We start from the raw sequence: 23,222 nt of genomic DNA, 5'->3' as shown, positions 1-23,222 counted from the left end.
GACGCCGGGCGCCGCCGGAACATGCCGCGACGGGTTCGGAGCGGCTCATGACGGTGGGCGCAACAGGGGCACGGTCAGCTGTTCCGCGACGGCGCTGAGCCACTGCACGACCAGGTCGACGCGCCACACCTCGGGGTTGTGCGCGGTGCCCAGCAGGCCGCCGAGCCCGGTGGGCGCGTCGCCGTGCCCGGCCGCGAGGTACCCCTCGACCTCCTGCGCCGTGGCAGGACCCGGGTTCATCCCGCCGGGAAGGTAGACCTGCGCGGGGTTCGCCCGGGCCCACGCCTCCGCCGCCGGGCCGAACCGGGCCAGCAGATACCGGCGGTGCTGGTCGGGAGCCGTCATCATGAGCGGGGCGCCCCGATAGCCGGGCGGGACAGGATCCCCGGGCAGGCGCTGCGTCGTGCGGCGCCGGGCGTCACCCTCCGCGACCCGGCGGGCGCGGTACCCGGCGACGTCGAGCAGCTGCGCCCAGATCGTCGCCGCCGTGAGGAGCTGATACCGGTCGATGACCGTGCCCACGTCGACCGGGACCGGGGCGCCGATGTCCACGAACACCGCCGCGGCGCGCTCCGCGGTCAGGTTCGCGTCGGTGGCGATGCCGAGCTCGTAGCACTCCTGCAGGAGGTGGGACTCCTGGATCAGCTCCAGCGCGTGCTTCTCGATCCGGGCCCGCAGGGTGACCCCGTCCGACTGCCCGGCCGGGCCCGGCGGCGTCGGGAACCGGATCTCCTTCTGCTGCGCGACGTTGAGCATCGACGCGAGATACTCGGGCAGGTCCGGCTGGCGCACGCCACGCAGCGCCTGATCCGTCTGCCGCAGGCCGGACCTGCGGGCGAGCACCTGCGCGCTCCACGCCCCGGGCGCCTGGCGCGACCGGAGGGCCTGCGCGAGCTCCTGCTGGGCCGCCTCGCCGGCGTTGAGCGCGGCCTCGATCCGCTGCCGTCGTGCGGCGGAGGTGAGCTGTTCGGACCGTCGAAGGATGCCGGACGCCCGCGCCTCCGCCGCCCGCTGGGCCGCGATCCGGCGGGCCTGCCGCAGCGCGGGGTTCGCCGCCTCGATCTCGACCTCGATCAGCCGGCGGTACGCGGTGCCGGACAGTCGCAGGTGCCGCTGCAGGCTGCCCACAATCGTCTGCTGCAGGCCGGCGAGGATCGTCGCGCCGAGCGGACCCTCCACCGACCACAGCAGCAGGAACAGGAACACGTCGAGGGCCGGGTTGGCCTCCGGTGGCGTCTCGGCGGCGAGGAGCCGCTGGTCCTGGACCTCCTCGGCGCCGAGCGTGGCGCCGCTGCGGACGGCCTCCCAGAACGTGCGCTGGTAGGAGAACGCCAGCCGGACCTCGGCGATGAGCTGATGGCGCTCAGGCTCGCTCAACACGGCGGCGGTGTCGGCCACGGCGACCTACGACCCGTCGCCGGCCGGCCGGCACAGCCGGGCCTGAGGATCGGTGGGCTCGTCGAGCCGGACGGCGTCGTTGTACTTCGGCAGCGACGGGTCCGGGTCGAGCCAGATCAGCGTCGTCGGCAGGCGCACCTCCCAGCTCTGCTGCGGCTCACCGTCGTCGGGTGCCTGGTTCAGGGAGCGGATCTCGTCCGCGATCGAGAGGTACGCCTCCTGCCCGGGCGCCGGCGCCGCGCCGCCTCCCCACGGCCGGCCGAACCACAGCCAGTGGTTGACGGCGTTGGCGTAGCCGGGCCGGGCGGCGACCACCACCCGGGCGGCACCGGACCGCAGGAACCGCGCGTAGTCGGCGTCGGCGCCCTCGATCGGCTGCAGCGCCGGCCATTCAGCGTCCGGCGCCCAGTAGTACGGATACAGCACGTAGGTGAGCTTGTCCCATTCGAAGACCTGTTCCAGGAACTGGATCTCCGGCCCCGCCGCGAGTGCCTGGTCGAGGTTGACGAACGGGGCGGCGGTGCCGTCCGGGACCCGATCGACGGCGGTGACCCCGGCGAAGCGGTGCCCGTGCAGCATCTCGATCACGAGTCGTTTCAGCTCCTCCCGGATCACCTCCTGGTTGCGGGCCGGCGAGGACCCTTCGATGACGACGCTGCCGGCCCGCGCCCGCAGCGAGCGGACCTCGTTGTCATGCTGGGCCTGCCAGCTGCTGTGGGCGTCCAGCAGCGCCGCGTACGTGTCCAGCCGCCACCGCTCCAGCAGGCTCCTGGTCGGTGCGCACTGCAGGGCGACCGAGACCGTTCCCTTGTACGCGCCGGCGAGCGTGACGCCGACGGACACCTCACGTTCGATGTCGCCGGTCAGGTTCACGACCGCGGACTCCTGCGACAGCCAGGCGTCGACGAACTGTGGCATCGGCTGGTTCAGCGCCGGCTCCACCGTCTTGATGTCGTTGCGGTAGAGCGCGACGGTGTTGCCGGCGACGGTGACCTCCGCCCGGATGATGTGGTAGCCGTCGCGGTCGTCCCAGCCGTCCTGCGCCGGGTCGCCCTGCCACTGTTCGGGGTGGTCGAGCCAGTCCGCGTGGACCGGCACGCCCGCCGCGGCGACCTTCACCGCGGTGGCCTGGTAGCCGTCCGGGATCACGAGGTCAAGGGTGCTGCTGGCGACGGGCGGGGACGCGAGCGTGGGCACCGAGGCCGGTGCGGGGCTCGCTTCGTCCTCGGACACGGCAACCGAACCGGTGACCCACGTCGTGTCCTCCGGCGGCGGGTCGACCCGCGCCCGCCACCGCGCCGCGTACCGCCCGTAGTCCCCGGCGCCGAACGACGACATCGTGAACAGGTTGCCCTCGTCGGCGCGCAGCGGCTTGCCGTCCGTCGTGAACGGCGGGGGTGCCGGGATGCTCGGCGCCGGCCCGGTGTCCTGTTTGCCGATCCAGCGGATCAGGGCCGCGGGTTCGGGGATCAGGAACTCCATCAGGTACCGGTTCGGGTACCGGAACAGCTGCAGCCGCTTGACCTTGTCGACCCAGCGGTACATGCCGACGACGTCGCCGGTCGGCGCGTGGCTGTTGTCGATCTCGTGGAGGTTCTTCTCCTCGATCCGGGTCAGCGACCGCCGGACGCGTTCCTCCCGGACGCGCTGCTCGACGCGGCTGACGGTCCGCTCGATGCTCTCCGACGTCACCTGGACGGCATGGCGCCGCGACTCCTCGACGGACCAGTCCAGGCTGCCACCCACGTGGGTCTCGACGCGGGTGGGCCCGTACTGCCCGCCGGTGTCGACCTGGGCGTCCACCCGGATCGCCAGCGCGGTGTCGCGGCTGGCCTCGTCGGTCAGCTCGTGCCGGTCGGTGGTCTGGGTGTCCCGCTGGTCGGAGCGGACGGTCTCGACCTCGGTGGTCTCCGTCGTCTCCGTCTCGTCGATCCGCCGGTGGACGCGTTGCCGGCGCTCGCCCTTGAGCACGTTCTCGATGTGGGCGATCTCGCTGGGCTGGTAGCAGGCCCATTCCTCACGGACGACCCACAGGTCGTCGAAGCCCGCGCGGCGCAGGATCTGACGCCGGCGGCGGGCCGTGGGCGACTCGACGTCGACGATCGGGAACGGCGGGCTGGGCACCACGACCACCCGGTCCCGCAGCAGCCGCTGCACGCCGGTGCCGGTGAGCGGCCCGGCGGCCGGGTCCGCCAGCGCGTCGACGAGCCCGGCGACGAGCAGGAGCCGTTGCAGCCGGGCGGCGGATCGGGAGGCCTCCTCGCTGTCGGCGGTGTCGGCCGCCAGGACGGCGCAGAAGCTGCGGGCCAGGCACTCCCACGCGGACCGCCAACGCTCGTCGGTGACGAGCCTGCGCAGCACCTGGGCGTCGTCGCAGTCGTCGTCGACGAGCGGCGCCGCGAACCTGACCGCCGCCTTCCTGAGCCCGTCGGGGTCCAGGTCGCCGCCCTGGGCGGCGATCCACTCGTCGAGCCGCCGCACGAAGTCGATCACCGCGGTGAACGGGCGGGGCTTCGCCGGTTGCTCCGGCTCATGCGGTGTCCGTGACCGGTCGGGATGGGCGAAGCACGAGCCGTCGCCGATCCAGCCGTTCGCGGCCGCGATGACGGCGTGCCCGGGGTAGTCGCCGCCGTCGATCGGCTCGGCACCGGGGCGGGAGAACAACCGGTCCGGGTCGAGGTCGTCGCCGAACAGGCGCAGGACCGCCGACCGTGCCGGCTTGGCTCGCTGTGGGCCACGGGCGATCCGGAACCGCATGGTCTCACTCATTGGTCATCCGTTCGTCGGGTCGTCCGCCGGGTGCGGAGGGCACGGCCGCGTGTTCCAGGGCCGTGTCTGGAAGAAACCCCGGCCCGCCGCGGCGATACCTCTGTGTCGCCCACCCGACAATCCCGACGGTCGTGCCGCTCCCGGGCCGCCTCAAGTTCCGGTTCTGGCGCCCGGGGAAGCGGTGAGCAGGTCGCGCAGGCGGCCACGCTGGATCTGGCCGGTCGCCGGGGTCCGCGGGATCGTCGCCGTGGTCGCGACCCGCCGCGGCACCTTGAACCCGGCCAGCCGACCGTCCACATGGGACCGTACCTGCGGCACCGTCGGCGGCGGGCAGCCGTCCGCGACCACGAACACCGCGCAGACCACCTCGCCCCACCGGTCGTCGGGCAGGCCGACGACGGCGACGTCGAGCACGCCCGGCAGGTCCCGCAGCGCGTGCTCGACCTCGGCCGGCCCGACGGACTCGCCGCCGGTGCGGATCACCTCGCGGGTGCGGCCGGTCAGGAACAGGTACCCCTCCTCGTCGATGCGGCCCAGGTCGCCGGAGCGGTACTCGCCGGTGAGCGGTGCGGCGCCGAGGTAGCCGTTCATGAGCGCCGGACCCGTGACGAGGACCTCGCCGTCGTCGGCCAGCCACAGGGCGTTCGGGGTCGCGGCCCGCCCGACGCTGCCGGGCTTGCGGGCCAGGTCCCAGTCGTGCAGGGCCGCCATCCGGCCGGCCTCGGTGGAGCCGTACAGGATCGTCGTGGTCGTGCCGGGCAGCCTGGCCTTGATCCGCTCGACCAGGTCCGCGGCCACGCTGGAGGTGCCGGTGTCGGCGTGCAGCAGCGAGCGCAGGTCGGCGGCGCGGTGCTCGTGGTCCAGCAGCCGCTCCCAGACGGCCGGGATGCAGTACAGCGCCGACGGCCGCCGTCGCTGGACCACGTCGATCACCTCGACGGCGTCGGCGCGGCGCACCAGGTGCACGGCGGTGCGGTGCTGCCAGGCCTCCATCACGTAGTGCCAGCCGCCGTAGTGGTACAGCGGGAACGTGCACACCACGCCGCCGTGCCCGCGCAGGCCGCTGGTGAACGTGCCGCCGCCGGGCGCGGCCCGCAGCCAGCTCGCCCGGTGGCTGACCAGGGCGCCCTTGGGGGTGCCGGTGCTGCCGCTGGTCAGGTAGACGATGTGCGGCGCACGGTCGTCGACCGGCCGCCGATCGAAAATGCTGGACCCGTTTTCCAGCGTCTGGTGGTGTACGACTCCCGCCTCGCCGAACGGTTGTTCCGACAGCACGAGCCTCGGGTCGAGGTACCGCCGGACGGCGTCGCGTTCGTGCTCCGGCAGCGCGGGGTTCAGCGGGGCGAACACCGCGCCGAGCCGGGCGCAGGCGACGAACACGTCCAAGGATCGCAGCGTCGGCGTGGCACACCACAGCACGACGTCGCCGGTCCGCACGCCGAGCCCGGCGAGGGCGTTCGCGGTGCGGTTCGCGGCGACGTCCAGCTCCGCGAACGTCACCGCCTCGGAACCCAAGGTGGCGGCGGTCTGCCGTGGGGAGGTCAGTGCGGCCAGGGTGACGATGTCGCCGATCAACAGGCTCATGCGCGGTCCCATGCGCCGACCGTGACCTGGGCGGGGCCGGCCGCGCCGTGGGCGGCCTTGTCGCGGGTGATCTCCAGGGCCTTGGGCAGCGCGTCGATGCCGTCCAGGCGGTGCGTCACCAGGCAGTCGACGTCGACGTCGCCGCGGCGCACCAGGCGCAGCGCCTGCTCGAACGCGCCGCTGCTGGGGGAGTAGCCGCCCGCGCCGGACCTGGGGTGCAGCAGCGCCACGGACCGTTCCCGCAGCAGGCCCAGCGGGGCGGTCGCCTGCCGGGGCAGGACCGCCACCATCACGATCCGCCCGCCCCGGCGTACACATCGGGCGGCGAGGTCCAACGTGGACGTTCCGGCGAGCCCGGCGCTCGGCATGCCGCCGGCCGTCTCGAACACGACGTCGGCGCCGATGCCGTCGGTCGCGTCCAGGACCGCGGCGAGGACGTCGTCGGCCGCGTCGAGGGCCAGGTCCGCGCCGGTCAGCAGCGCGAGCCGTCGTTTGGCGGGGCTGCGGCCGGTGACGATGATCTGGCCGGCGCCGCCGTGGCGGGCCACCTGCGTGTGCAGCACACCCATGACGCCGGCGCCGAGGATCAGCACGGTGTCGCCGGGCTGCACCTCCGCGATCGCGTGCCCGTGCAGCGCCCCGGCGAGGGGCTGCACGGCGGCGGCCTGCGACGCGGTGACCCCGTCCGGGACGGCGACGACCGACTTCGCCGGGACCGCGACCCGCTCGGCGAACGCGCCGGGCCGGGTGAACCCGAGCACGCCGGGGGACGGGCACGCGTCGGGACGGTCCCGGCGGCAGGCGGCGCAGGTGCCGCACGCGGCCGTCTCCACCGCGGTCACCCGCGTGCCGACCGCGAACCCGGTCCCGGCCGCGCCGACGGCTCCGGTCGCGCTGACGAGCCCGGCGAACTCGTGGCCGCCGAAGCGGGTCGGGCCGGCGGCGAGCCGGGCCGTGAGGACGTCGTGCATGGCGACCGGGTCACCGGCGATGAGCATGCACTCGGTGACGCTCGGCTGGACGCAGGCGACGTCGATGACGACCTCGCCCGGCCCGGGGACCGGGTCCGGGACCTCCTCGACAGTCGTGTCGCCGAAGCCGTGCAGTACCAAAGCCCGCATCTCATGCTCTCCTCGACCGCTTGACGGTGCGGTTAGATTTTGTATTCAATATTCAAATCTCGTCAAGGGAGGCACGGATGGAGCGGGAGCTCATCGTCACCGGGGTCGGCGGGCAGGGCATCCAACTGCTCGCCAAGACCCTCGCGCTCGCCGCCACCCGGGAAGGGCGTTATGCGATGCTCGCCGCGGACTACGGCGGCGAGATGCGCGGCGGACCGTCCAAGGCCGGCGTCGTCGTCGGCGACGCCCCGCTGCACGCCCTGCCGATCCTGCCGTCGGCCTGGTCCGCGATCTTCGCCCACCACCGCTTCACCGAGGGCGTGCAGGACCGGCTGCGCCCCGGCGGCATCGTCGTGGCCAACACCCCGCTGGTCGACCCCGACGGGTTCCGCGCCGACCTGCGGGTGTTCGCGGTCGACGCGATGGCCGCTGCGAAGTCGGTCGAGGCGCCGCAGGCGTCCGGCTTCGTGCTGCTCGGCGCCTACAACGCCCTGACGCGCCTGGTCGAGCCGGAGTCGTTGACGGCCGCGATGGAGGAGCTGCTCCCGCCGTACCGGCGCCAGCACGCACCCGCGAATGCCAGGGCGCTCGGCGCCGGCGCCGCCGCGGTGGAGGTCACGGCATGAGCCTCGAACTGCTCGACGGCGGCGCCGCCATGGCCGAGGCCGCGATCGCCGCCGGCTGCCGGTTCTTCACCGGCTACCCGATGTCGCCGTTCACCGGCCTGCTGGAGGAGATGTCGCGGCGAATGCCCGCCGCCGACGGGGTGTGCCTCAACGCGGAGAGCGAGATCGAGGGCGTCAACATGACCCTCGGCGCCGCCGCGGCCGGCGCCCGCGCCGCGACCGGCTCGTGCGGCCAGGGCATCGCCCTCATGCAGGAGGCGATCGCCGAGGCCGCGCTGAACGAGACCCCGTTCGTCGTGTTCAACCTCGCCCGCAACCAGCAGGACTACTTCCAGGCCACCCGCGGCGGCGGCTGGGGCGACTACCGCACGATCACCCTCGCCCCGAAGGACATCCCGGAGGCGGTCGAGCACACCCAGCTGCTGTTCCACCTCGCCGACAAGCACCGCGCGCCGGTCATGCTGTACGGCGACCCGCTCCTGGCCCAGACCCGCGTCGGCGTCGACGTCCAGCCGCTCGACTTCGGCGCGCTGCCGGCCAAGGACTGGGCCCTGGACGGCACCGGCGGCGGCACCGGCCGCAGCCGCCAGATCTGGACCTGGGCGATGGGCAAGGCCAACGACCCCGGCCCCGGCCCCGACGGGCACTGGCGCGCCGTCGCGGACAAGTTCGACCGCATCGCCGCGCAGGAGCAGCGGCACGAGGAGTCCATGGTGGACGACGCGGAGACCGTCGTCGTCGCGTTCGGCACCGCGGCGAAGTTCGTCGAGCACGTCGTGGCCGGGCTGCGCGCCGAGGGCCACCGCATCGGCTGGTTCCGGCCGATCACGCTCTGGCCGTTCCCCGGCGCCGCGCTGCGCCGCGCCACCACCGGCGCCCGCAACGTCCTGGTGTTCGAGCTCAACGCCGGGCAGATGCTCGACGACGTGCGCATCCACGCCGCCGACCGTGACGCGGTCCGGTTCGTCGGCGGGGTCAGCATCGCCGAATCCGGGCTCTCCTACGGCCCGCTGCTCGACGCCCCCGTGATCCGCGAACGAATCCTAGGTGCGACATGATCATCGACACGTCAGGTCCGCCCGTCATCCCCGCCAAACAGGTCGCGGACTTCAAGCCCAGCCTCCTGCTCGGCGAGCACTCGCTGTGCCCCGGCTGCGGCGAGCCCGTCGCCCTGCGCATCCTCCTGGAGGTGCTGCAGGAGCTGGACATCGTGCAGCGCACCATCGGCGTCGTCGGGCACGGCTGCTACGGCAGCTTCGTGCGCATCATGGACGTCGACGTCCTGCAGTGCCTGCACGGCCGCGCCCCGGCGTGCGCCACCGGCATCAAACGGGTCCGGCCCGGCGTCGCCGTGTTCACCCTGCAGGGCGACGGCGACATGGCCAACGAGGGGCTGCAGGAGGTGCTGCACGCCGCCGCCCGCGGTGAGAACATCACCTGCGTGATGCTCAACAACGGGGTCTTCGGCGACACCGGCGGCCAGCAGACCGCCACCACCGTCCTCGGCCAGCGCACCAAGACCAGCATCGACGGCCGCGACCCGGACGTGCACGGCTACCCGATCCCGGTCGCCGACCTGGTCGCGTCGCTGCAGGGCGTCGGCTACGTCGCCCGCGGCGCCGTGTCGACCGCCGCCGGGGTGCTGCAGGCCAAACGCATGCTGCGCAAGGCGTTCCAGACCCAGCTCGACGGCGGCGGCTTCAGCCTGGTGGAGATCCTCACCATGTGCCCGACCGGCTGGTTCGTGCCGACCGCCGAAGGCCCCTCCTACCAGCAGGGCACCATGGAGCAGACCTACGGCATCGGCGAGCTGGTGACCCGGTGACCTCCTTCGACAGCGCCGACGCGGTCCGGCTGCAGCGCGCCAACACCAGCGAGGCGGTCGCCGCGCACGTGCTCGACCAGCTGTTCGCCGGCAAGCTGCGCAGCGGCCAGCGGCTCGACCTCGACGAGATCGCCGACCGGCTCGGGGTGAGCCGGGTGCCGGTCCGCGAGGGCCTCATCCAGCTCGAACGCGACGGCCTGGTCGAACGCGCCCACTACCGGCGGGCGTTCGTCGCCGACTTCGACGACGCCACGGTCCGTGAGGCGTTCGAGCTCTACGGCATGCTCAGCGCACTCACCAACCGCCGCGTCGCCGCCCGCCGCGACCCCGCGGTCCTGGAGACCCTCGGCAAGCTCGACGAGTCGCTGGCCGGCTGCGACGACCCGGCCGAGTTCGAGGCCCTGGCCCGCGAGTTCCGCCGGGTCGTCAACGTCGCCGGCGCCCGCAACCACCTGCGGGCGCTGCTGCGCACGTTCAGCGGCCTGGTCCCGGCGGCGGCCCGGTTCTCCATCGACGACGCCCTGCCCGCCGAACGCGCCGCCCTGCACGCCGAGTATGCCGCCATCCGCTCCGGCGACCCCGACGCCGCCGGCGCCGCGGCCCTCGCCCACCTGCGCCTCACCGCGGACAACGCCATTGCCGCACTGCGCCGCCGCGGCGTCTTCCCACCATCCGACGTGGACAGTCCCGAGTGGACCGACGCGGCGGCCGTTCTGAAGGGAGCGAATCCGTGAGCCGTGGGACCCTCGTGATCGACGTCGACCGTTGCAAGGGCTGCGAGCTGTGCCTGGCCGCCTGCCCGCCCAACGTGCTGACCATGTCCGCGACCGTCAACGAGCAGGGCTACCGGTATCCGGAGCTGCACGACGGCTGCACCGGCTGCACCGCCTGCCAGATCGTCTGCCCCGACTTCGTCTTCGCCGTCTACCGCTACACCCCGCCGCCGGCGTAACGGCGGCGGGGCATCGGGGCGCAGCGGTCAGTTGTTCGAGTTGGCACTGATCAGGAAGCCGGCGTTCGCCCTCGCGCCGCCGGTGTTGTAGCAGGCCACGTCGCGCGCGACGAGCGTGGTGCCAACGTGCGTCCACGGGTAGAGCAGGTTGCAGAACTCCGTACCGGCGCCGTAGGAGCTCACCTGCACGTTGTCCGGCAGCACACCGATGCTGGGGAACTGGACCAGCGACAGGCCGAGACCCGCGCCGGACAGGGTGTTGACGTTGAAGCCGAGCTGGGAGTTGAAGTTCGTCGGCGGCGGGCCGACCGGCGGGCGGAACCACAGGTAGCCGAAGTACCGCGGCGGCCAGCCGGCGCCCCACAGCGACTGGTTGTACTGGTACGTGAGGGTGAAGCTGGTCTTGAACGGCACGCCGGTCGAGGTGAAGCAGGCGACGTGGGCGAGCTGACCGCCGGGGTTGGACGTCCAGTCGCGGACCTTGCACCGGGCGGGGGTGCTGTTGACGGCGGTGACCTGGAGGCTGCCGTCGATCGGCCCGGCGGTCGACAGCCCGGGCAGTTTCACCTCGTACACCCCGACCGCGGGCGTCGGCGTGACGGTGTTGAGCGCGCCGGCGGAGTTGTACTGGTCGAGCAGGGCGCCGCTGGCCTCGTTGTAGTGGACGTAGCCGAACTCGCCGTTGATCGGCCCGGCCGGGCCGGAACTGCTCTCGAAGAACGCGCTGAACGCCGTCGGGGCCAGCACGCCGCCGGGTTGCGAGCACAGCACCACCACGATCTCGTCGGAGCCCGACGGGCCCCACTTGACCGCCTGGCAGAACCGGGGGCCGGTGTTGATCGCGGTCACGTGCACGACGCCGCCCTTGGCGGCCTGACCGGGGAACCTGATCGTGTAGACGCCGGACGGGCCGGCGGCGACGGTGGTCGCGGGCGGCCAGGTCCCCGACGGGACGGTGGCGGCGCCGCCCCACAGGACGAACGCGTGGGCGTCGGGCAGGGCCGCGGCGGCTGGCGGGGCGGCCACGGCAACCCCCACGGATGTGGTGACCAGTGCGATGAGCAGCGCGCCGATCAATCTGCGCATGTGGATCCTCCTTCTGGCGGAGAGGACAGGACGCCCGCAGAGAATCACGTGCGTCGATCAACGACACGACTGCGACGGTTTGCCGACAGTGCCGCCTTTACCGGCGTCGATCCTTGTGCGGCTCCGTGCGGCGCTGGTATGCGTACTCGATGGTCTTCGATGCAGCCGCCGTGACTGTCCCGCCCGACGGGCGCCGTGCCCGCCGTGTCCTGCTCGCGCTGCTGGCCGGGCTCGCCGTCGTGCTCGGCGGCGCGTGGTATTTCAGTCGCCCCGACCCGGTCACGGTCGACGCGGGCGACTGCCTGAAGAGCATCTCCTCGCAGTCGGTGAAGGTCGTCGACTGCGGGTCCGCCGAAGCGCGCTACGCGGTGCTCGGCCTGGTCGAGGACCGCAGCGAAGTGGACGCCGAGGCGGTCCAAACGGTCTGCCGCCAGTGGCCGGAGGCGAACGCCGACTTCTGGCGCGACCGGTGGGGCGACAAGGGGGTCGTCGTCTGTCTCAAGGCGAAGTAACCGGCTCGCCGCTGGGGGTCGACGAAAAACAACCAAGCGATTGCTTGATTTCTGGGTGCGGCACCTCTTAATCTTCTAAAAGATTTGGAGGTGAGCCGTGACACTCACGACAGCACCGCCCGGTCCCGCCGACGCGCCCATGCGCGACGGCGGCACCGCAACCTGGTCCCCGAGCATCACCCCGCCGATCGGCGTCGACCTCACCGAACGGCAGGCCCTGGCCTGCGCGTTCCGCATCCTCGGCCACAGCGGCTTCAGCGAGAACATCGCCGGGCACATCACGATGGTCAAGGACGGCGACACCGAAGGCGCCATGTGGGTCAACCCGTGGGGCCTGTGGTGGGAGGAGCTGACCGCGTCCGACCTGTGCGTGGTCGACCGGGACGGCACCGTCCTGGAAGGCCGGTGGGACGTCACCCCGGCCATCCACATCCACACCGAACTGCACCGGATCCGGCCCGACGCCAGGGTCGTCGTGCACAACCATCCGTACTACGTCACCGTGCTCGCCGCGATCGGTGTCCTGCCGCAGATCGTGCACCAGACCGGATGCATGTACGACGGTGACCTCGCCCTCGTGCACGAGTACACCGGCGAGGTCGACGACGCCGCGCTCGGCGCCGACCTGGCCCGCCAGATCGGCGACAGCTCGGTGGTCATCCTCGCCAGCCACGGCATCATCGTCACCGCCCCGACGATCCAGGAGGCGACGTACCGCTCGGCGAGCATCGACCGCGCCTGCCGCCTGGCCTACGACGTGATGCTGCTGGGCCGCGACCCGCTGCAGATCGCCCCCGGGCTGCGGCACGGGATGAAGAAGTCACTGCTGGAGCGCGGCACCGACGTGTACTGGGCCGGCGCCGTGCGCTCCCTGCTGCGCCGCGAACCCGAAGTATTGGACTAGGCACCGTCTGAGAGGCAACGCCATGGCATCGATCGACGAGCTACTGCAGAACACGGCGTTCACCGTCGCCGACCGCTCGAAGGTGACGTTCCTGCCGGACCCGCCCCGGCAGCCCCGCAAGTACACGTTCATCTCCGTCGACGACCACATCGTCGAGCCGCCCGACGCGTTCGAGGGACGGATGCCGGCGAAGTTCGCCGAGCAGGCCCCCAGGGTCGTCGAGCAGGACGGCAGCCACGTCTGGATCTACGACGGCAAGGAGTTCCCGAACGTCGGCTTCAACGCCGTCGTCGGCCGGCCCGTCGACGAGTACAGCATGGAGCCGAGCCGCTTCGACGACATGCGCCGCGGCTCGTGGGACATCCACGAACGCATCAAGGACATGGACCTCAGCGGCGTGTACGCCTCGCTGTGCTTCCCGTCGTTCCTGCCGGGCTTCGCCGGCCAGCGGCTGCAACTGTCCACGAAGGACACCGAGCTGGCCCTGGCGGCCACCCGCGCCTGGAACGACTGGAACATCGAGGCGTGGTCCGGCGCGTACCCCGACCGGATGATCCCGTGTCAGCTGCCGTACTTCCTGGACCCGGAGGTCGGCGCTGCGGAGATCCGCCGCAACGCCGAGCGCGGCTTCAAGGCCGTCACGTTCACCGAGGCACCCCACCTGCTCGGCATGCCGTCGTTGCACACCGGGCACTGGGACCCGATCATGCGCGCCTGCGAGGAGACCGGCACCGTCATCAACCTGCACATCGGCTCGTCGGGCACGTCACCGTCGACCGCCCCGGACGCCCCGCCGGACGTCGTGGGCGTGCTGTTCTTCGGGTACTCCATGTTCTCCGCCGTCGACTGGCTCTACTCCCGCATCCCGGTCCGGTTCCCGGACATCAAGATCGTGCTGTCGGAGGGCGGCATCGGCTGGGTACCCGGCCTCGTCGACCGGCTCAACCACATGCTCAGCTACCACGAGATGTACGGCACCTGGAAGGGCATCGACCTGACCCCCGCCGAGGTGCTGCTGCGCAACTTCTACTTCTGCGCGGTCGAGGACCCCTCGTCCTTCGCGCTGCGCGACGTCATCGGCGTCGACCACATCTTCCTCGAGCAGGACTACCCGCACTGCGACTCGACCTGGCCGCACACCCAGCGCACCATCGAGGAGGAGATCGGCGGCCTGCCCGAAGCCGACGTGCGGAAGATGACCTGGGAGAACGCCTCCAGGGTGTACCGGCACCCGGTGCCACCCGCGGTCCAGAACGACCCGGACGCCTACTAGACTCCGGCCCCATGGTCTCAGCCGACCGGCTCGCCGAGCAGGTGGCCGACCACATCCGCGGGCAGATCGTGCGCGGCGAGCTCGCCGACGGCGCCCCGCTGCCGAAGTCGGAGGAGCTCATCCAGCGGTACCCGGTGAGCATGCCGACGTTCCGCGAGGCGATGCGCATCCTGGAGGCCGAAGGCCTCATCACGGTGCGCCGGGGAAGGCTCGGCGGCGCGGTCGTGCACCGGCCCTCCCCGGCGAACCTCGGCTACAACCTGGGACTCGTCCTCGCCGCGCAGCGCGTCGGCATCGACGACGTCGCCACCGCACTGCGCCACGTCGAGCCGGCCTGCGCCGCCCTGTGCGCCGGCCGGCCCGACCGTTCGGTGTCCGTGGTCCCCGTGCTGCGGACGCTGCACGAGGAGTACCTCGCCCGCATCGACGACCTGGTCGAGGTCGTCGGCGTGTCCCGCCGCTTCCACGAGGCCCTCGTCGGCCTGTGCGGCAACCCACCCCTCATCGTGCTCGCCGGGGCCCTGGAAGCCCTGTGGTCCAGCCACGAACAGGACTGGGCCACCCGGATCCGGGAGACCACCGGCGTGCCGCTGCGCGAACGCCGCGCGGCCGGCGAGGTGCACGGGCGGATCCTCGCCCTCATCGAGCAGGGCGCCGCCGACGAGGTGCACCGGCTCGTCACCGAACACCTGACGTCCGCGCAGCGCAACCCCCGCCCGGCGGGCCCGACGTCCGTGATCGACGCCGGCCTGATCCGCCGCCAGCCGTGATATCAGCCAGGCCGCAGTATTTTCGAAAAGCGGCCGGAATTCGGGTGTCCGGCGGCAGCATGCTGTGCGATGCAGGTGGAGTCGGCTGGAGGCACCGATGGTGAGGTTGGATCCCGCGGGGGTGGGGCCGGTCCGCGAACCGGCGGACCAGCTCGCCGTGCGGCGGGCCAACCTGAGCCGGACGCTGCGCTACATCCGCGCCAACGGGACCCGCTCCCGGGCCGCCATCGCCGCCGCCACCGGCCTGCACAAGACCACCGTGTCCAGCCTCGTCGAGGAGCTGCTCAACCGCCGGCTGCTGCGCGAGGCCGGGTTCGAGCGCTCCGGCACCGCCGGCCGCCCCGGCCGGGGCGTGGCCCTGTCACCCGAGCTCGGCGCGGTCGGCATCGAGATCAACGTCGACTACCTGGCGGTGCACGGCTGCGACCTGACCGGCCGCACCGTCGTCGAACGCCGGGTCAGCTTCGACGCGCAACGCCGCGACGTCGAGGGCTGCCTCGACGACCTGGCCGACGCCGCCGACCGGACCCTCGCCGAGCTCGCGGAGCACGGCGTGACCCCGATCGGGCTGACCGTCGCGGTGCCCGGCCTCGTCGACGTCGCCCGCGGCGTGGTCGTCGTCGCGCCCAACCTCCGCTGGCGCGAGGTCCCCGTGGTGTCCCGCCTCGCCAAGGGCCTCGACCCCGCCCTGCAGGTCGGCGTGGACAACGACGCCAATCTCGCCGCGCTGGCCGAGTACACGTCGGGGGTCGCCGCCGGCACCGCCGACCTCGTCTACCTCACCGGCTCCGTCGGCGTCGGCGGCGGCGCGATCACCGGCGGGCGGCTGCTGCGCGGCGCCGACGGCTTCTCCGGCGAGATCGGCCACCTGCCCGTCGAGCCCGACGGCGACCCGTGCGGCTGCGGGCGCACCGGCTGCTGGGAGACCAAGGTCGGCCTCGCCGAGCTGGTCCGCCGGATCACCCCGGAGTTCGCGTACGGCCTCGGCGACGGACCCGTCCCCGACCCGCGGGAACGCATCGCCGAGGTGCGCCGCCGCCTCGACGCCCGGGACCCGGCGGCGCTCGCCGCGGTCGCCGGGATCGGCCGCTGGCTCGGCCATGGCGGCGCGATCCTCGTCAACCTGTTCAACCCGCGGGTGGTCGTCCTCGGCGGCTACTTCGCCGACCTCGCCGACCACCTCATCCCAGCCGCGCAGACCCAGCTCACCCGCCTCGCGATGGCGTCCCCGGCGGCCCGCTGCCACTTCGTCGCCTCGAACCTCGGCTTCACCGCCGCCGCCCGCGGCGGCGCCGGCGCCGTCATCGAGCGCATGATCGAGGACCCGACCGCCGCCCCGCCGGTTTAGCGCCGCCGGATGCGGGCCGGTTCAGCGCCGCGGGATGCGGGCCGCTTCGGCGGCGAGGTCCTGGCGGCTGAGGCCACCGCCGTACATCGACCCGGCGACCAGGTCGGTGAAGCGGACCAGCTCGGCGGTCCCTGGCGGCGGCCGATCGTACGCCGGCATGGGCGTGCTGCCCCTGCTCCAGTCCCGGCAGACCCAGGCACTGGCGTGCTGCGCGCGTTGCCAGACGTCCCACCATTCGTCCTCGTCATGGCCGAACAGCGGCTCGACCTCCGGCGCCTCGTCCATGCCGAACACGTCGGCAACGTTGTACACCGCCAGTTCGTCCGTGTGGTCCGCCAGCGCCGCGCCGAGCTGTGCGGCATCGGCGGCGAATCCGGCGGCGGTGCCCCAGTCGACCAGGTGCCGTACGAGCGCCGGCCGGTCCGCCGCCGGGGGATCGACCCCGGCGGGCAGCCGTAACGGGCTGAACCGGTGATGGTCGTAGGCGCAGCTTCCGCCGGCGTCCAGATGCAGGTCCGGGAAGTGCGCTGACCAGCTGCCGCCGTCCGGGGTCGCCGCGGCGAACTGCACGCACGCGGACTCGGAGACCCACGCGGCAAGGACCGGCGCACCGGTCACCGCCGCGGCCGGCCCGGGCCCCGACCCGACCGTCGGCCACTGATGGCCGAACGGCGCCGCCAGCGTCAGCAGCTGCCACCCGTCGTCGCGCCGGAGCAGTTGCTGCCAGGAGGTGCCGAACGCCGAACCGACCTCGGGCAGGTCCACCAGCAGCCGCTCCGAACGGGCCAGCACGATGGTGCCGTAGTAGCTCACGCGCCGGCACAGTACCCGCCGGCAGGGCCCGCTGTCCGTCAGGTGTCGGGTGTGACGGCGGACTCGGTGACCGGGCTGGTGCTGGACGCCTCCGGTTTCGAGGTGCTGGCCGGTGGGGACCGGGTCGGCGCCCGCCGCAGGATCGCCGCGTCCGACGTCGCGCTGCTGCACGCGCTGACGGTGCGGTACGTGCAGGCGGTCCGCGCCCGGTCGGACCCGGGAGTGTTCGTCGGGCTGGGCCGGGAGCTGTACCGCTGGCTGGACGGCGAATCCGGTCAGCTGGCGGGACTGCTGGCGGTGGCGACGGCGCCGCTGGTGTTCGAGGTGCGGGCACCGGCCCGGCCGTCGGACCCGGCGTGGGCGGTGCTGCGGGCCCCGTTCGAGCTGCTCGCCGACCCGGCCGGCGGTTTCCTGGCCGCGGACGTGCTGCTGCGGTTCGGGGTGGTGCGCCGGTTGGGGGTACCGGGTGCGCGCCCCGAACCCGACGGGTTCCGGCTGGGCCTGGCGTTCATGGCGGCCTCACCACGGGGCCAGGTGGAGCTGGACTTCGAGGCGGAGGAGGCGGCGATCCTCACCGCCGTCGGCGACACCCGCCTGGACCTGGTCGTGGACGACAGCGGCGATCCGGTGCAGCTCGGCCGCCGGCTCGCCGACCTGGGTGGCGTGCCGGTGGTGCACCTGTCCTGCCACGGCACCAACCAGTGGCGGCGGAGTCCCGGCGAACCCGGCGTGCCGGCGCTGTGGACGGAGGACGAGCTCGGCGAGGCCCGCCCAGCGACCGCCGGGGAACTGGTGGAGTGGTTGTCGCCGGCACCGCGGCTGGTGTTCGTGTCCGCGTGCCTGACGGCCGCCAGCGCTGAGGAGACCGGTCATCTGCCCGCAGGTCCGGGCGAACACGGCGACGCGGCGGACCGCGATCTGGGCGTTACCGGGCCCGTCCTGACGGACCCCGCGCCGGCCGATTCGACCAACGGTGTCGGGGTGACGCACTCGTTGGCGACGGCGCTGGTGTCGGCCGGGGTGCCGGCGGTGCTCGGCTGGGACGGGTCGGTGAGCGACCGGGCCGCGACCCTGTTCGCACAGCGGCTGTATGAGCGGCTCGGTGCCCGGGCGGACCTGGCCGTCGCGGTCGCGGATGCCCGGCAGGCGTTGCTGCGCTCCGACGACGCGGTCGTGCGCCGGGACTGGCATCTGGCCCGGCTGTGGCTGGGCCCGGCGGGCGGCGGCCCGCTGGTGGGGGGCGTGCGGCGCAGGAGCATGGTCCCGGCGAACCACGCGACGAAGACGTTCCTGGACCGCAAGCAGCACGTACCGGTCGCGGCGGCATCGATGTTCGTCGGCCGCCGGCCGGAGCTGCAGCGGTCGCTGCGGGCGCTGCGGTCCGGGGAGTGGGCCGGGGTGCTGTTGCAGGGTCAGGGCCGGTTGGGCAAGTCGAGCCTGGCGGCGCGGATCGCGGACCGCTGCCCGGACCGGGCGGTCGCGGTGGTGTTCGGCGACTACTCCGCGCTTGCCGTGCTGGACGCGATCGACGCCGCGGTCCGCACGAACCCGGCGGCCCGTGTGGTGATCGAGCGGGGCCGCGACGAGGTCCGGCGCCGGCCCGAGGCGATCGAACTGGTGCTGGTCGACCTGCTCACCGGACCGTGCGCCCAACCGGGTCCGCAGCAGCGGCCGCTGCTGCTGGTGATCGACGACCTGGAGCAGATCCTGGTCCCGGACGCGGCGGGTCCGCTCCGGGTCGCCGGCGAGCATGCCGCGACGTTGGCGGCGGTACTGCGGGCGTTCGACCCGGCCGAATCCGACAGCCGGCTGCTGCTGACGAGCCGGTTCACGTTCACCCTCGACGGGCTGGAACGCCGGCTGGACCTGGTGCAGCTGCCGCCGCTGTCCCCGGTCGCGCAGCTCAAGCTGCTCTGCCGGCAGCAGGGGGTGACCAGCGCCGCGCGGGTGTCGGAGCGGGCCGGCCTGGCGGGGCGGGCGGTCGGGGTCAGCCGGGGCAATCCGGGGTTGCAGGACCTCATCGGGCTGCGGCTGGTGTACGGCGAGCAGGTCGACACGAGCCGGGCCGAGCAGGTCCTGACCGGCATGGAAACCTACCTGCGGCGCGGGGACCTGCCGTCGGACGCCGAGGTCCGGGCGTTCCTGGAGAACCTCGCCCTGGACGCGCTGATCGAACAGGCCGGCCCCGCACACGTCGAACTGCTGCGCGCCGCCACCGTGTTCGAGACGCCGGTCCCCGCGACGGTCATGGACGCCCTGGCCGATGCGGTCGGCGGGTCGACGGCCCGGCTGCGCGGCCTCGGCCTGCTGGACAGCTTCCCGGACCTCTTCGACCCGGCCCGCGAGGCCGTCGCGGTCAACGCCCTGGCCGCCGGGCGGCTCACCGCCCTCGACCCCGGCGAGCGGCGCACCCTCGCCGCGCTGGCGGTCGGCCCGTTGTTCGATGCCTGGGGCGGCGCGACCGACGGGGATCGCCAGGTCCTGCAGCGGCCCGACGGCATCGCATCGCCCGCGGCGACACCTTGACGCTGCGCGGATGGTGACGGACACGTATAGATAAGGCATGACTGTCAGGTGGGGGATCGCGGTCGACTGCACCGACGCGGGCCGGCTGGCCGCGTTCTGGCGGGAGGCCCTCGGTTACGTGGACGCCCCGGTGCCGGAGGGGTACGCGAGCCGCGAGGAGTGGCTGGCCCGGTGGGAGGTGCCGCCGGAGGAGTGGAACGACAGTGCGTACCTGGTCGATCCGGAGGGCGCCGGGCCGAGCCTCTCGTTCTTGAAGGTGCCGGAGCCGAAGGTGGTCAAGAACCGGCTGCACATCGACATCAAGGCCGGCGGCCGGGATCAGCCGCAGGACGTCCGCTGGCCCAAGGTGACCGAAACGGTCCAGCGGTTGCTCAACGCCGGCGCCTCGGTGGTCGAGGAGTATTCCACCGGCGGCGTCCCCGACCACGTCACGATGGCCGATCCCGAGGGCAACGAGTTCTGCGTCGTCTGAACACGGCGGCGACCTACACGCCGTTGCGGGCGATGACGGTCTTGTACCAGTCGGCGCTGGCCTTGTGGGTGCGGCGCTGGCTGGCGTAGTCGACGTGGATGATGCCCCAGCGTTGGGTGTAGCCCTCGGCCCATTCGAAGTTGTCCATCAGCGACCACAGGTGGTAGCTCTCCAGCTTGACGCCGGCCTGGATGGAGCGGTGGGCGGCGGCCAGGTGGTCGTGCAGGAACGTGATGCGGTCCTGATCCTGCAGCGCGTTCTCGGTGGCCATCCCGTTCTCCGTGATCGTCACGGGGATGTCGCCGTAGTCGCGCTTGATCCGGGTCAGCAGGTCGAACAGGCCGTCGGGGTAGATCTCCTGCCAGGTCGCCTGGGACGTCGGGTGCTGCATGACCCGGCCGCCGGAGCCGGTGACGTGGGTGGGGCCGTAGTAGTTCACGCCGAGCAGGTCGTTGTGGGCGCCGATGACCGCGAGGTCGCCGTCCTTGATCGCGGCGCGGACCGGTGCGTCGGCGGCCTGCGAGTCCAGCCAGTCCTGCGGGTACTTGCCGCGCAGCAGCGGGTCGAGCCAGCGCCGGTTCTCCTCGGCGTCCGCCGTCGTCGCGGCCGCCGAGGCGGCGGGGGAGGAGTCGGCGGGGTAGGTGGGTGACAGGCTCAGCGCGGCGCCGATGCGGCCTTTGCCGTTCGCGGCGCGCAGCGCCTGGACCGCCAGGCCGTGGCCGAGCAGCAGGTGGTGACCGACCACGTTGGCCAGGCTGCGGTCCTGCTTGCCGGGTGCGTGGACGCCGGCGGTGTAGCCGACGTCGACGACCGTCTTCGGCTCGTTGAGCGTCAGCCAGGTCGGCACCTTGTCACCGAGGGCGGTGAACATCGTGTGCGCGTAGTCGGCGAACCACTTCGCGCAGTCGCGGTTCTCCCAGCCGCCGAGCTCCTGCAGCGCCTGCGGGGTGTCCCAGTGGAACAGGGTCACCACCGGCGCGATCCCGCGCTCGAGCAGCCCGTCGACGAGCTTGTGGTAGAAGTCGACGCCCTTGGTGTTGACCGTGCCCCGGCCGGTCGGCAGGACCCGCGGCCAGGAGATCGAGAACCGGTAGGAGGTCAGGCCGAGGTCCTTCATGATGTCGAGGTCCTCGACGTACCGGTGGTAGTGGTCGGCGGCCACGTCGCCGGTGTCCCCGTTGCGGATGCGACCCGGTTGATGGCTGAAGACGTCCCACACCGACGGGCCCCGGCCGTCCTCGTTGACGGCGCCTTCCAGTTGGTACGCCGACGTCGCCGCGCCCCAGCCGAAGCCCTTCGGGAACGCCAGGGCAGGAGGGGCCACGGACGGGGCGGCAACAGCAGAGTCCGAACGCGCGGAGCCACCGCGCGCGCAACCGGCAACCGCGCCTACCGCGGCCAGGGTGAGTACATCTCGCCTACGCATGCGGCGAAAGTAGCTCGGGTCAGGTTATAACCCCAAATATCGCCCGGAAGCGTGGTAGGAGCGAGCAAAAGCCGCCAAGCGATCAGCGCGCCATCGCGCCGCCAGGGCACGGGTCGATGCCGAGGTTGTGATACCAGCAGCCGCCGTCGGGAGCGGTGTCGAACGCGGTCGCCGCGACGGTGTTGCCGGCCAGGTCGTTGCCGTTGACCCGGCCCGCCTCGCAGCTGCCGTCGCCGGTGATGCGCAGGCCGTGGGTCTGGGTCTGGTGTGTCGCCCCGTTCCAGGCCCGGTTGTCGCGGATGGTGGGCGCGCGGACGGCAGCCCCGAGGGTGATGCCGGCCCGCACCGCCGGAGCGTCCGGCAGCCGGTACCGGGTCTCCCGGGGCGGGGTGCCCTCCGGCCACGCGGTGGCCGCGCCGGGCCGGACCGGGGCGAGGACGAGCTCGGTCGCGGTGTTCGCCACGACGATCGCCTGCTGCGCGCCCGCGGCGACCAGCTTGCCGAGGTGCCCGTCCGGGAGCCAGTCCGCGGTGGTGTCGCGCATCGACAGCCGGGTGTAGGAGACCGTGGCGCCGCCGCCGTTCTCGCCGGGTGCGGCCTGCCGGCCGTTGCCGCGCACCCGGTTGCCGGCCACGCACGCGTCGACGACGGGGGAGTCGACGAGGATGCCGTCCAGGGCGTTGCCCCAGATGTCGTTGCCGTCGAGGACCATGTCGGCGGCCGGGTGTTCGGCGCTGCCGGCCAGGCGGGTGACGCCGAGCGCGTCGGCGCGGTCCCGCAGCCCCGACGGGCCGAGGCTGTGCTGCCAGTACCCGTACCGGCCGTTGCGGCTGATGCGGTTGCCCGCCACGGTGTACGGGCCCGGCGTGTTGCCGATGGCGACGCCGTCCCAGATGTTGCCGTCGATGACGCAGCCGGTCACGATGCCGCCCCGCCCGGCGACCGACGACGTGCCCAGCGCCGACACGTCGTAGCCGGCCTGATGGTTCGCGGTCATCGTGCACGCCGAGACGATGAGCCCGTCGGCGCCCCAGTCGGAGATGCCGAACCGGTTGCCCTGCGCGTGGCAGCCGATGATGCGGATGCCACGCGGCGGGGTCCAGCGCCGTTTCTGGAGTTCGACGAAGATGCCGTTGGTGCCGTTGCCCACCGTCGTGCACGCGGTGATGGTGAGCCGTTCGGTGTCGCCCCAGCCGCCGATGCCGATCCCGATGCCGGCGCCGCCCATCTCCTCGCCGTTGTTCAGCCGGCCGCAGTGCACGGCCAGGACACTGTCGACGACCGTGTCCTGCAGGAAGTCGCAGCCGAAGCCGGTGGCGCCGGTGTCGTGGATGTACAGGTCGTGGAAGTGGCCGCGCAGGACGTACTGCAGGAACAGCCCTTTGGCGTTCACGTCGTACTCCGGCAGCGTCACGCCGGAGCCGTCGACCTCGAAGTGCGCGAAGGTGCAGTCGGCGATGTGGTTGTCGCGGCCGGCGCCGTGGTCCCGGGTGGTGAAGAACGCCAGCGGGGTCGGCGCGGTCGGCCGCTCCGGGTTGGACAGCGCGAACCGGGTCGCGGCCGGTCCGGCGCCGATCAGTGACACCCCGTTGCGCCACCGGACGCCCTCGTCCTGGATGGAGTACGTCCCGGCCGGGCAGAGAACGGTGCGGGGGCGGCCGTCCGCGGCATAGGCGGCGCCGAGGGTGTCGACCAGCGCGGCGAGCGCGGGCTGGTCGTTGGTGGTCCCGTTGCCGGCGAGGCCGTGCGCGTGTGCGTCGTAGACGAGCGGGTCGGCGGTGCGCATCACGACCACCCCCTTCCTGTCCTGGCGGCGC

The 23,222-nt window shown here is 72.8% G+C and carries 20 protein-coding genes; 12 read left to right on the top strand and 8 right to left on the bottom strand.

Annotated features, from left to right (window positions below):
- Positions 1–45: 45 nt before the first annotated feature.
- From AB0K00_RS33560 to AB0K00_RS33545, 4 genes are all read right to left on the bottom strand, one after another.
- Entirely contained in the window at positions 46–1,377 is a 1,332-nt protein-coding gene (locus tag AB0K00_RS33560; RefSeq protein ID WP_363528697.1) for a hypothetical protein, read from the bottom strand.
- Positions 1,378–1,404: 27 nt separating this feature from the next.
- Positions 1,405–4,167 carry a hypothetical protein gene (locus AB0K00_RS33555; protein ID WP_363528694.1) on the bottom strand — a complete coding sequence of 921 codons (2,763 nt, stop codon included), beginning with the start codon at positions 4,165–4,167 and terminating at the stop codon, positions 1,405–1,407.
- Between the two features lie 150 nt (positions 4,168–4,317).
- Positions 4,318–5,751 carry a class I adenylate-forming enzyme family protein gene (locus AB0K00_RS33550; protein ID WP_363528691.1) on the bottom strand — a complete coding sequence of 478 codons (1,434 nt, stop codon included), beginning with the start codon at positions 5,749–5,751 and terminating at the stop codon, positions 4,318–4,320.
- Positions 5,748–6,872, bottom strand: coding sequence for a zinc-binding dehydrogenase (locus AB0K00_RS33545; RefSeq protein ID WP_363528688.1), 1,125 nt, complete (start codon positions 6,870–6,872; stop codon positions 5,748–5,750). The genes AB0K00_RS33550 and AB0K00_RS33545 overlap by 4 nt, the downstream gene beginning before the upstream one ends.
- 77 nt (positions 6,873–6,949) lie before the next feature.
- Between AB0K00_RS33545 and AB0K00_RS33540 the strand changes: the two genes are divergently transcribed.
- From AB0K00_RS33540 to AB0K00_RS33520, 5 genes are read left to right on the top strand one after another with little or no spacing between them, the layout of a single operon-like run.
- Positions 6,950–7,498 carry a 2-oxoacid:acceptor oxidoreductase family protein gene (locus tag AB0K00_RS33540; protein WP_363528686.1) on the top strand — a complete coding sequence of 183 codons (549 nt, stop codon included), beginning with the start codon at positions 6,950–6,952 and terminating at the stop codon, positions 7,496–7,498.
- Positions 7,495–8,556, top strand: coding sequence for a 3-methyl-2-oxobutanoate dehydrogenase subunit beta (locus AB0K00_RS33535; protein WP_363528683.1), 1,062 nt, complete (start codon positions 7,495–7,497; stop codon positions 8,554–8,556). Before AB0K00_RS33540 ends, AB0K00_RS33535 begins: the two co-directional genes overlap by 4 nt.
- On the top strand, positions 8,553–9,323 hold the full coding sequence (locus AB0K00_RS33530; protein ID WP_363528680.1) for a thiamine pyrophosphate-dependent enzyme: 771 nt from the start codon (positions 8,553–8,555) through the stop codon (positions 9,321–9,323). Before AB0K00_RS33535 ends, AB0K00_RS33530 begins: the two co-directional genes overlap by 4 nt.
- Positions 9,320–10,057: a GntR family transcriptional regulator gene (locus AB0K00_RS33525; RefSeq protein WP_363528677.1), complete on the top strand. Its 738-nt coding sequence runs from the start codon at positions 9,320–9,322 to the stop codon at positions 10,055–10,057. The genes AB0K00_RS33530 and AB0K00_RS33525 overlap by 4 nt, the downstream gene beginning before the upstream one ends.
- Positions 10,054–10,275: a 4Fe-4S dicluster domain-containing protein gene (locus AB0K00_RS33520; RefSeq protein WP_363528674.1), complete on the top strand. Its 222-nt coding sequence runs from the start codon at positions 10,054–10,056 to the stop codon at positions 10,273–10,275. Before AB0K00_RS33525 ends, AB0K00_RS33520 begins: the two co-directional genes overlap by 4 nt.
- Positions 10,276–10,302: 27 nt before the next feature.
- Here the strand turns inward: AB0K00_RS33520 and AB0K00_RS33515 are convergent, their stop codons facing one another.
- Positions 10,303–11,361: a hypothetical protein gene (locus tag AB0K00_RS33515; RefSeq protein ID WP_363528671.1), complete on the bottom strand. Its 1,059-nt coding sequence runs from the start codon at positions 11,359–11,361 to the stop codon at positions 10,303–10,305.
- A gap of 170 nt (positions 11,362–11,531) precedes the next feature.
- Here AB0K00_RS33515 and AB0K00_RS33510 point away from each other — a divergent pair, with 170 nt between their 5' ends.
- From AB0K00_RS33510 to AB0K00_RS33490, 5 genes are all read left to right on the top strand, one after another.
- A complete protein-coding gene (locus tag AB0K00_RS33510) occupies positions 11,532–11,873 on the top strand; it encodes a hypothetical protein (RefSeq protein WP_363528668.1) in 342 nt (113 codons plus the stop codon).
- A gap of 97 nt (positions 11,874–11,970) precedes the next feature.
- Entirely contained in the window at positions 11,971–12,777 is an 807-nt protein-coding gene (locus tag AB0K00_RS33505; protein WP_363528665.1) for a class II aldolase/adducin family protein, read from the top strand.
- Between the two features lie 22 nt (positions 12,778–12,799).
- The gene (locus AB0K00_RS33500; RefSeq protein ID WP_363528662.1) at positions 12,800–14,050 is read left to right on the top strand and encodes an amidohydrolase family protein; all 1,251 of its coding nucleotides are present in this window, start codon (positions 12,800–12,802) and stop codon (positions 14,048–14,050) included.
- Positions 14,051–14,061: 11 nt separating this feature from the next.
- Positions 14,062–14,820: a GntR family transcriptional regulator gene (locus AB0K00_RS33495; protein WP_363528659.1), complete on the top strand. Its 759-nt coding sequence runs from the start codon at positions 14,062–14,064 to the stop codon at positions 14,818–14,820.
- Between the two features lie 97 nt (positions 14,821–14,917).
- A complete protein-coding gene (locus AB0K00_RS33490; RefSeq protein WP_363528657.1) occupies positions 14,918–16,168 on the top strand; it encodes an ROK family protein in 1,251 nt (416 codons plus the stop codon).
- Positions 16,169–16,189: 21 nt separating this feature from the next.
- Here AB0K00_RS33490 and AB0K00_RS33485 read toward each other — a convergent pair whose 3' ends face one another.
- A complete protein-coding gene (locus AB0K00_RS33485) occupies positions 16,190–16,981 on the bottom strand; it encodes a hypothetical protein (RefSeq protein WP_363528655.1) in 792 nt (263 codons plus the stop codon).
- Between the two features lie 51 nt (positions 16,982–17,032).
- On the opposite strand from AB0K00_RS33485, the gene AB0K00_RS33480 reads away from it, so the two are divergent.
- Positions 17,033–19,507 (top strand): CHAT domain-containing protein, encoded by a 2,475-nt coding sequence (locus AB0K00_RS33480; protein ID WP_363528652.1) that lies wholly within the window; start codon positions 17,033–17,035, stop codon positions 19,505–19,507.
- Positions 19,508–19,544: 37 nt separating this feature from the next.
- Complete coding sequence (locus AB0K00_RS33475; RefSeq protein WP_363528649.1) at positions 19,545–19,979, top strand: VOC family protein; 435 nt, start codon at positions 19,545–19,547, stop codon at positions 19,977–19,979.
- Between the two features lie 13 nt (positions 19,980–19,992).
- On the opposite strand, the gene AB0K00_RS33470 is transcribed toward AB0K00_RS33475, so the two are convergent.
- Together AB0K00_RS33470 and AB0K00_RS33465 are read right to left on the bottom strand one after the other, a co-directional pair.
- Positions 19,993–21,303 carry a GH1 family beta-glucosidase gene (locus tag AB0K00_RS33470; RefSeq protein WP_363528647.1) on the bottom strand — a complete coding sequence of 437 codons (1,311 nt, stop codon included), beginning with the start codon at positions 21,301–21,303 and terminating at the stop codon, positions 19,993–19,995.
- A 184-nt stretch (positions 21,304–21,487) separates the two neighbouring features.
- The gene (locus AB0K00_RS33465) at positions 21,488–23,191 is read right to left on the bottom strand and encodes a right-handed parallel beta-helix repeat-containing protein (RefSeq protein ID WP_363528914.1); all 1,704 of its coding nucleotides are present in this window, start codon (positions 23,189–23,191) and stop codon (positions 21,488–21,490) included.
- Between the last annotated feature and the right edge of the window lie 31 nt (positions 23,192–23,222).

This window comes from Dactylosporangium sp. NPDC049525, from assembly GCF_040676755.1.
GTDB lineage: Bacteria > Actinomycetota > Actinomycetes > Mycobacteriales > Micromonosporaceae > Dactylosporangium.
Note: the sequence above shows the minus strand (reverse complement) of the source record. Positions and strands in the feature narration are given on the sequence as shown.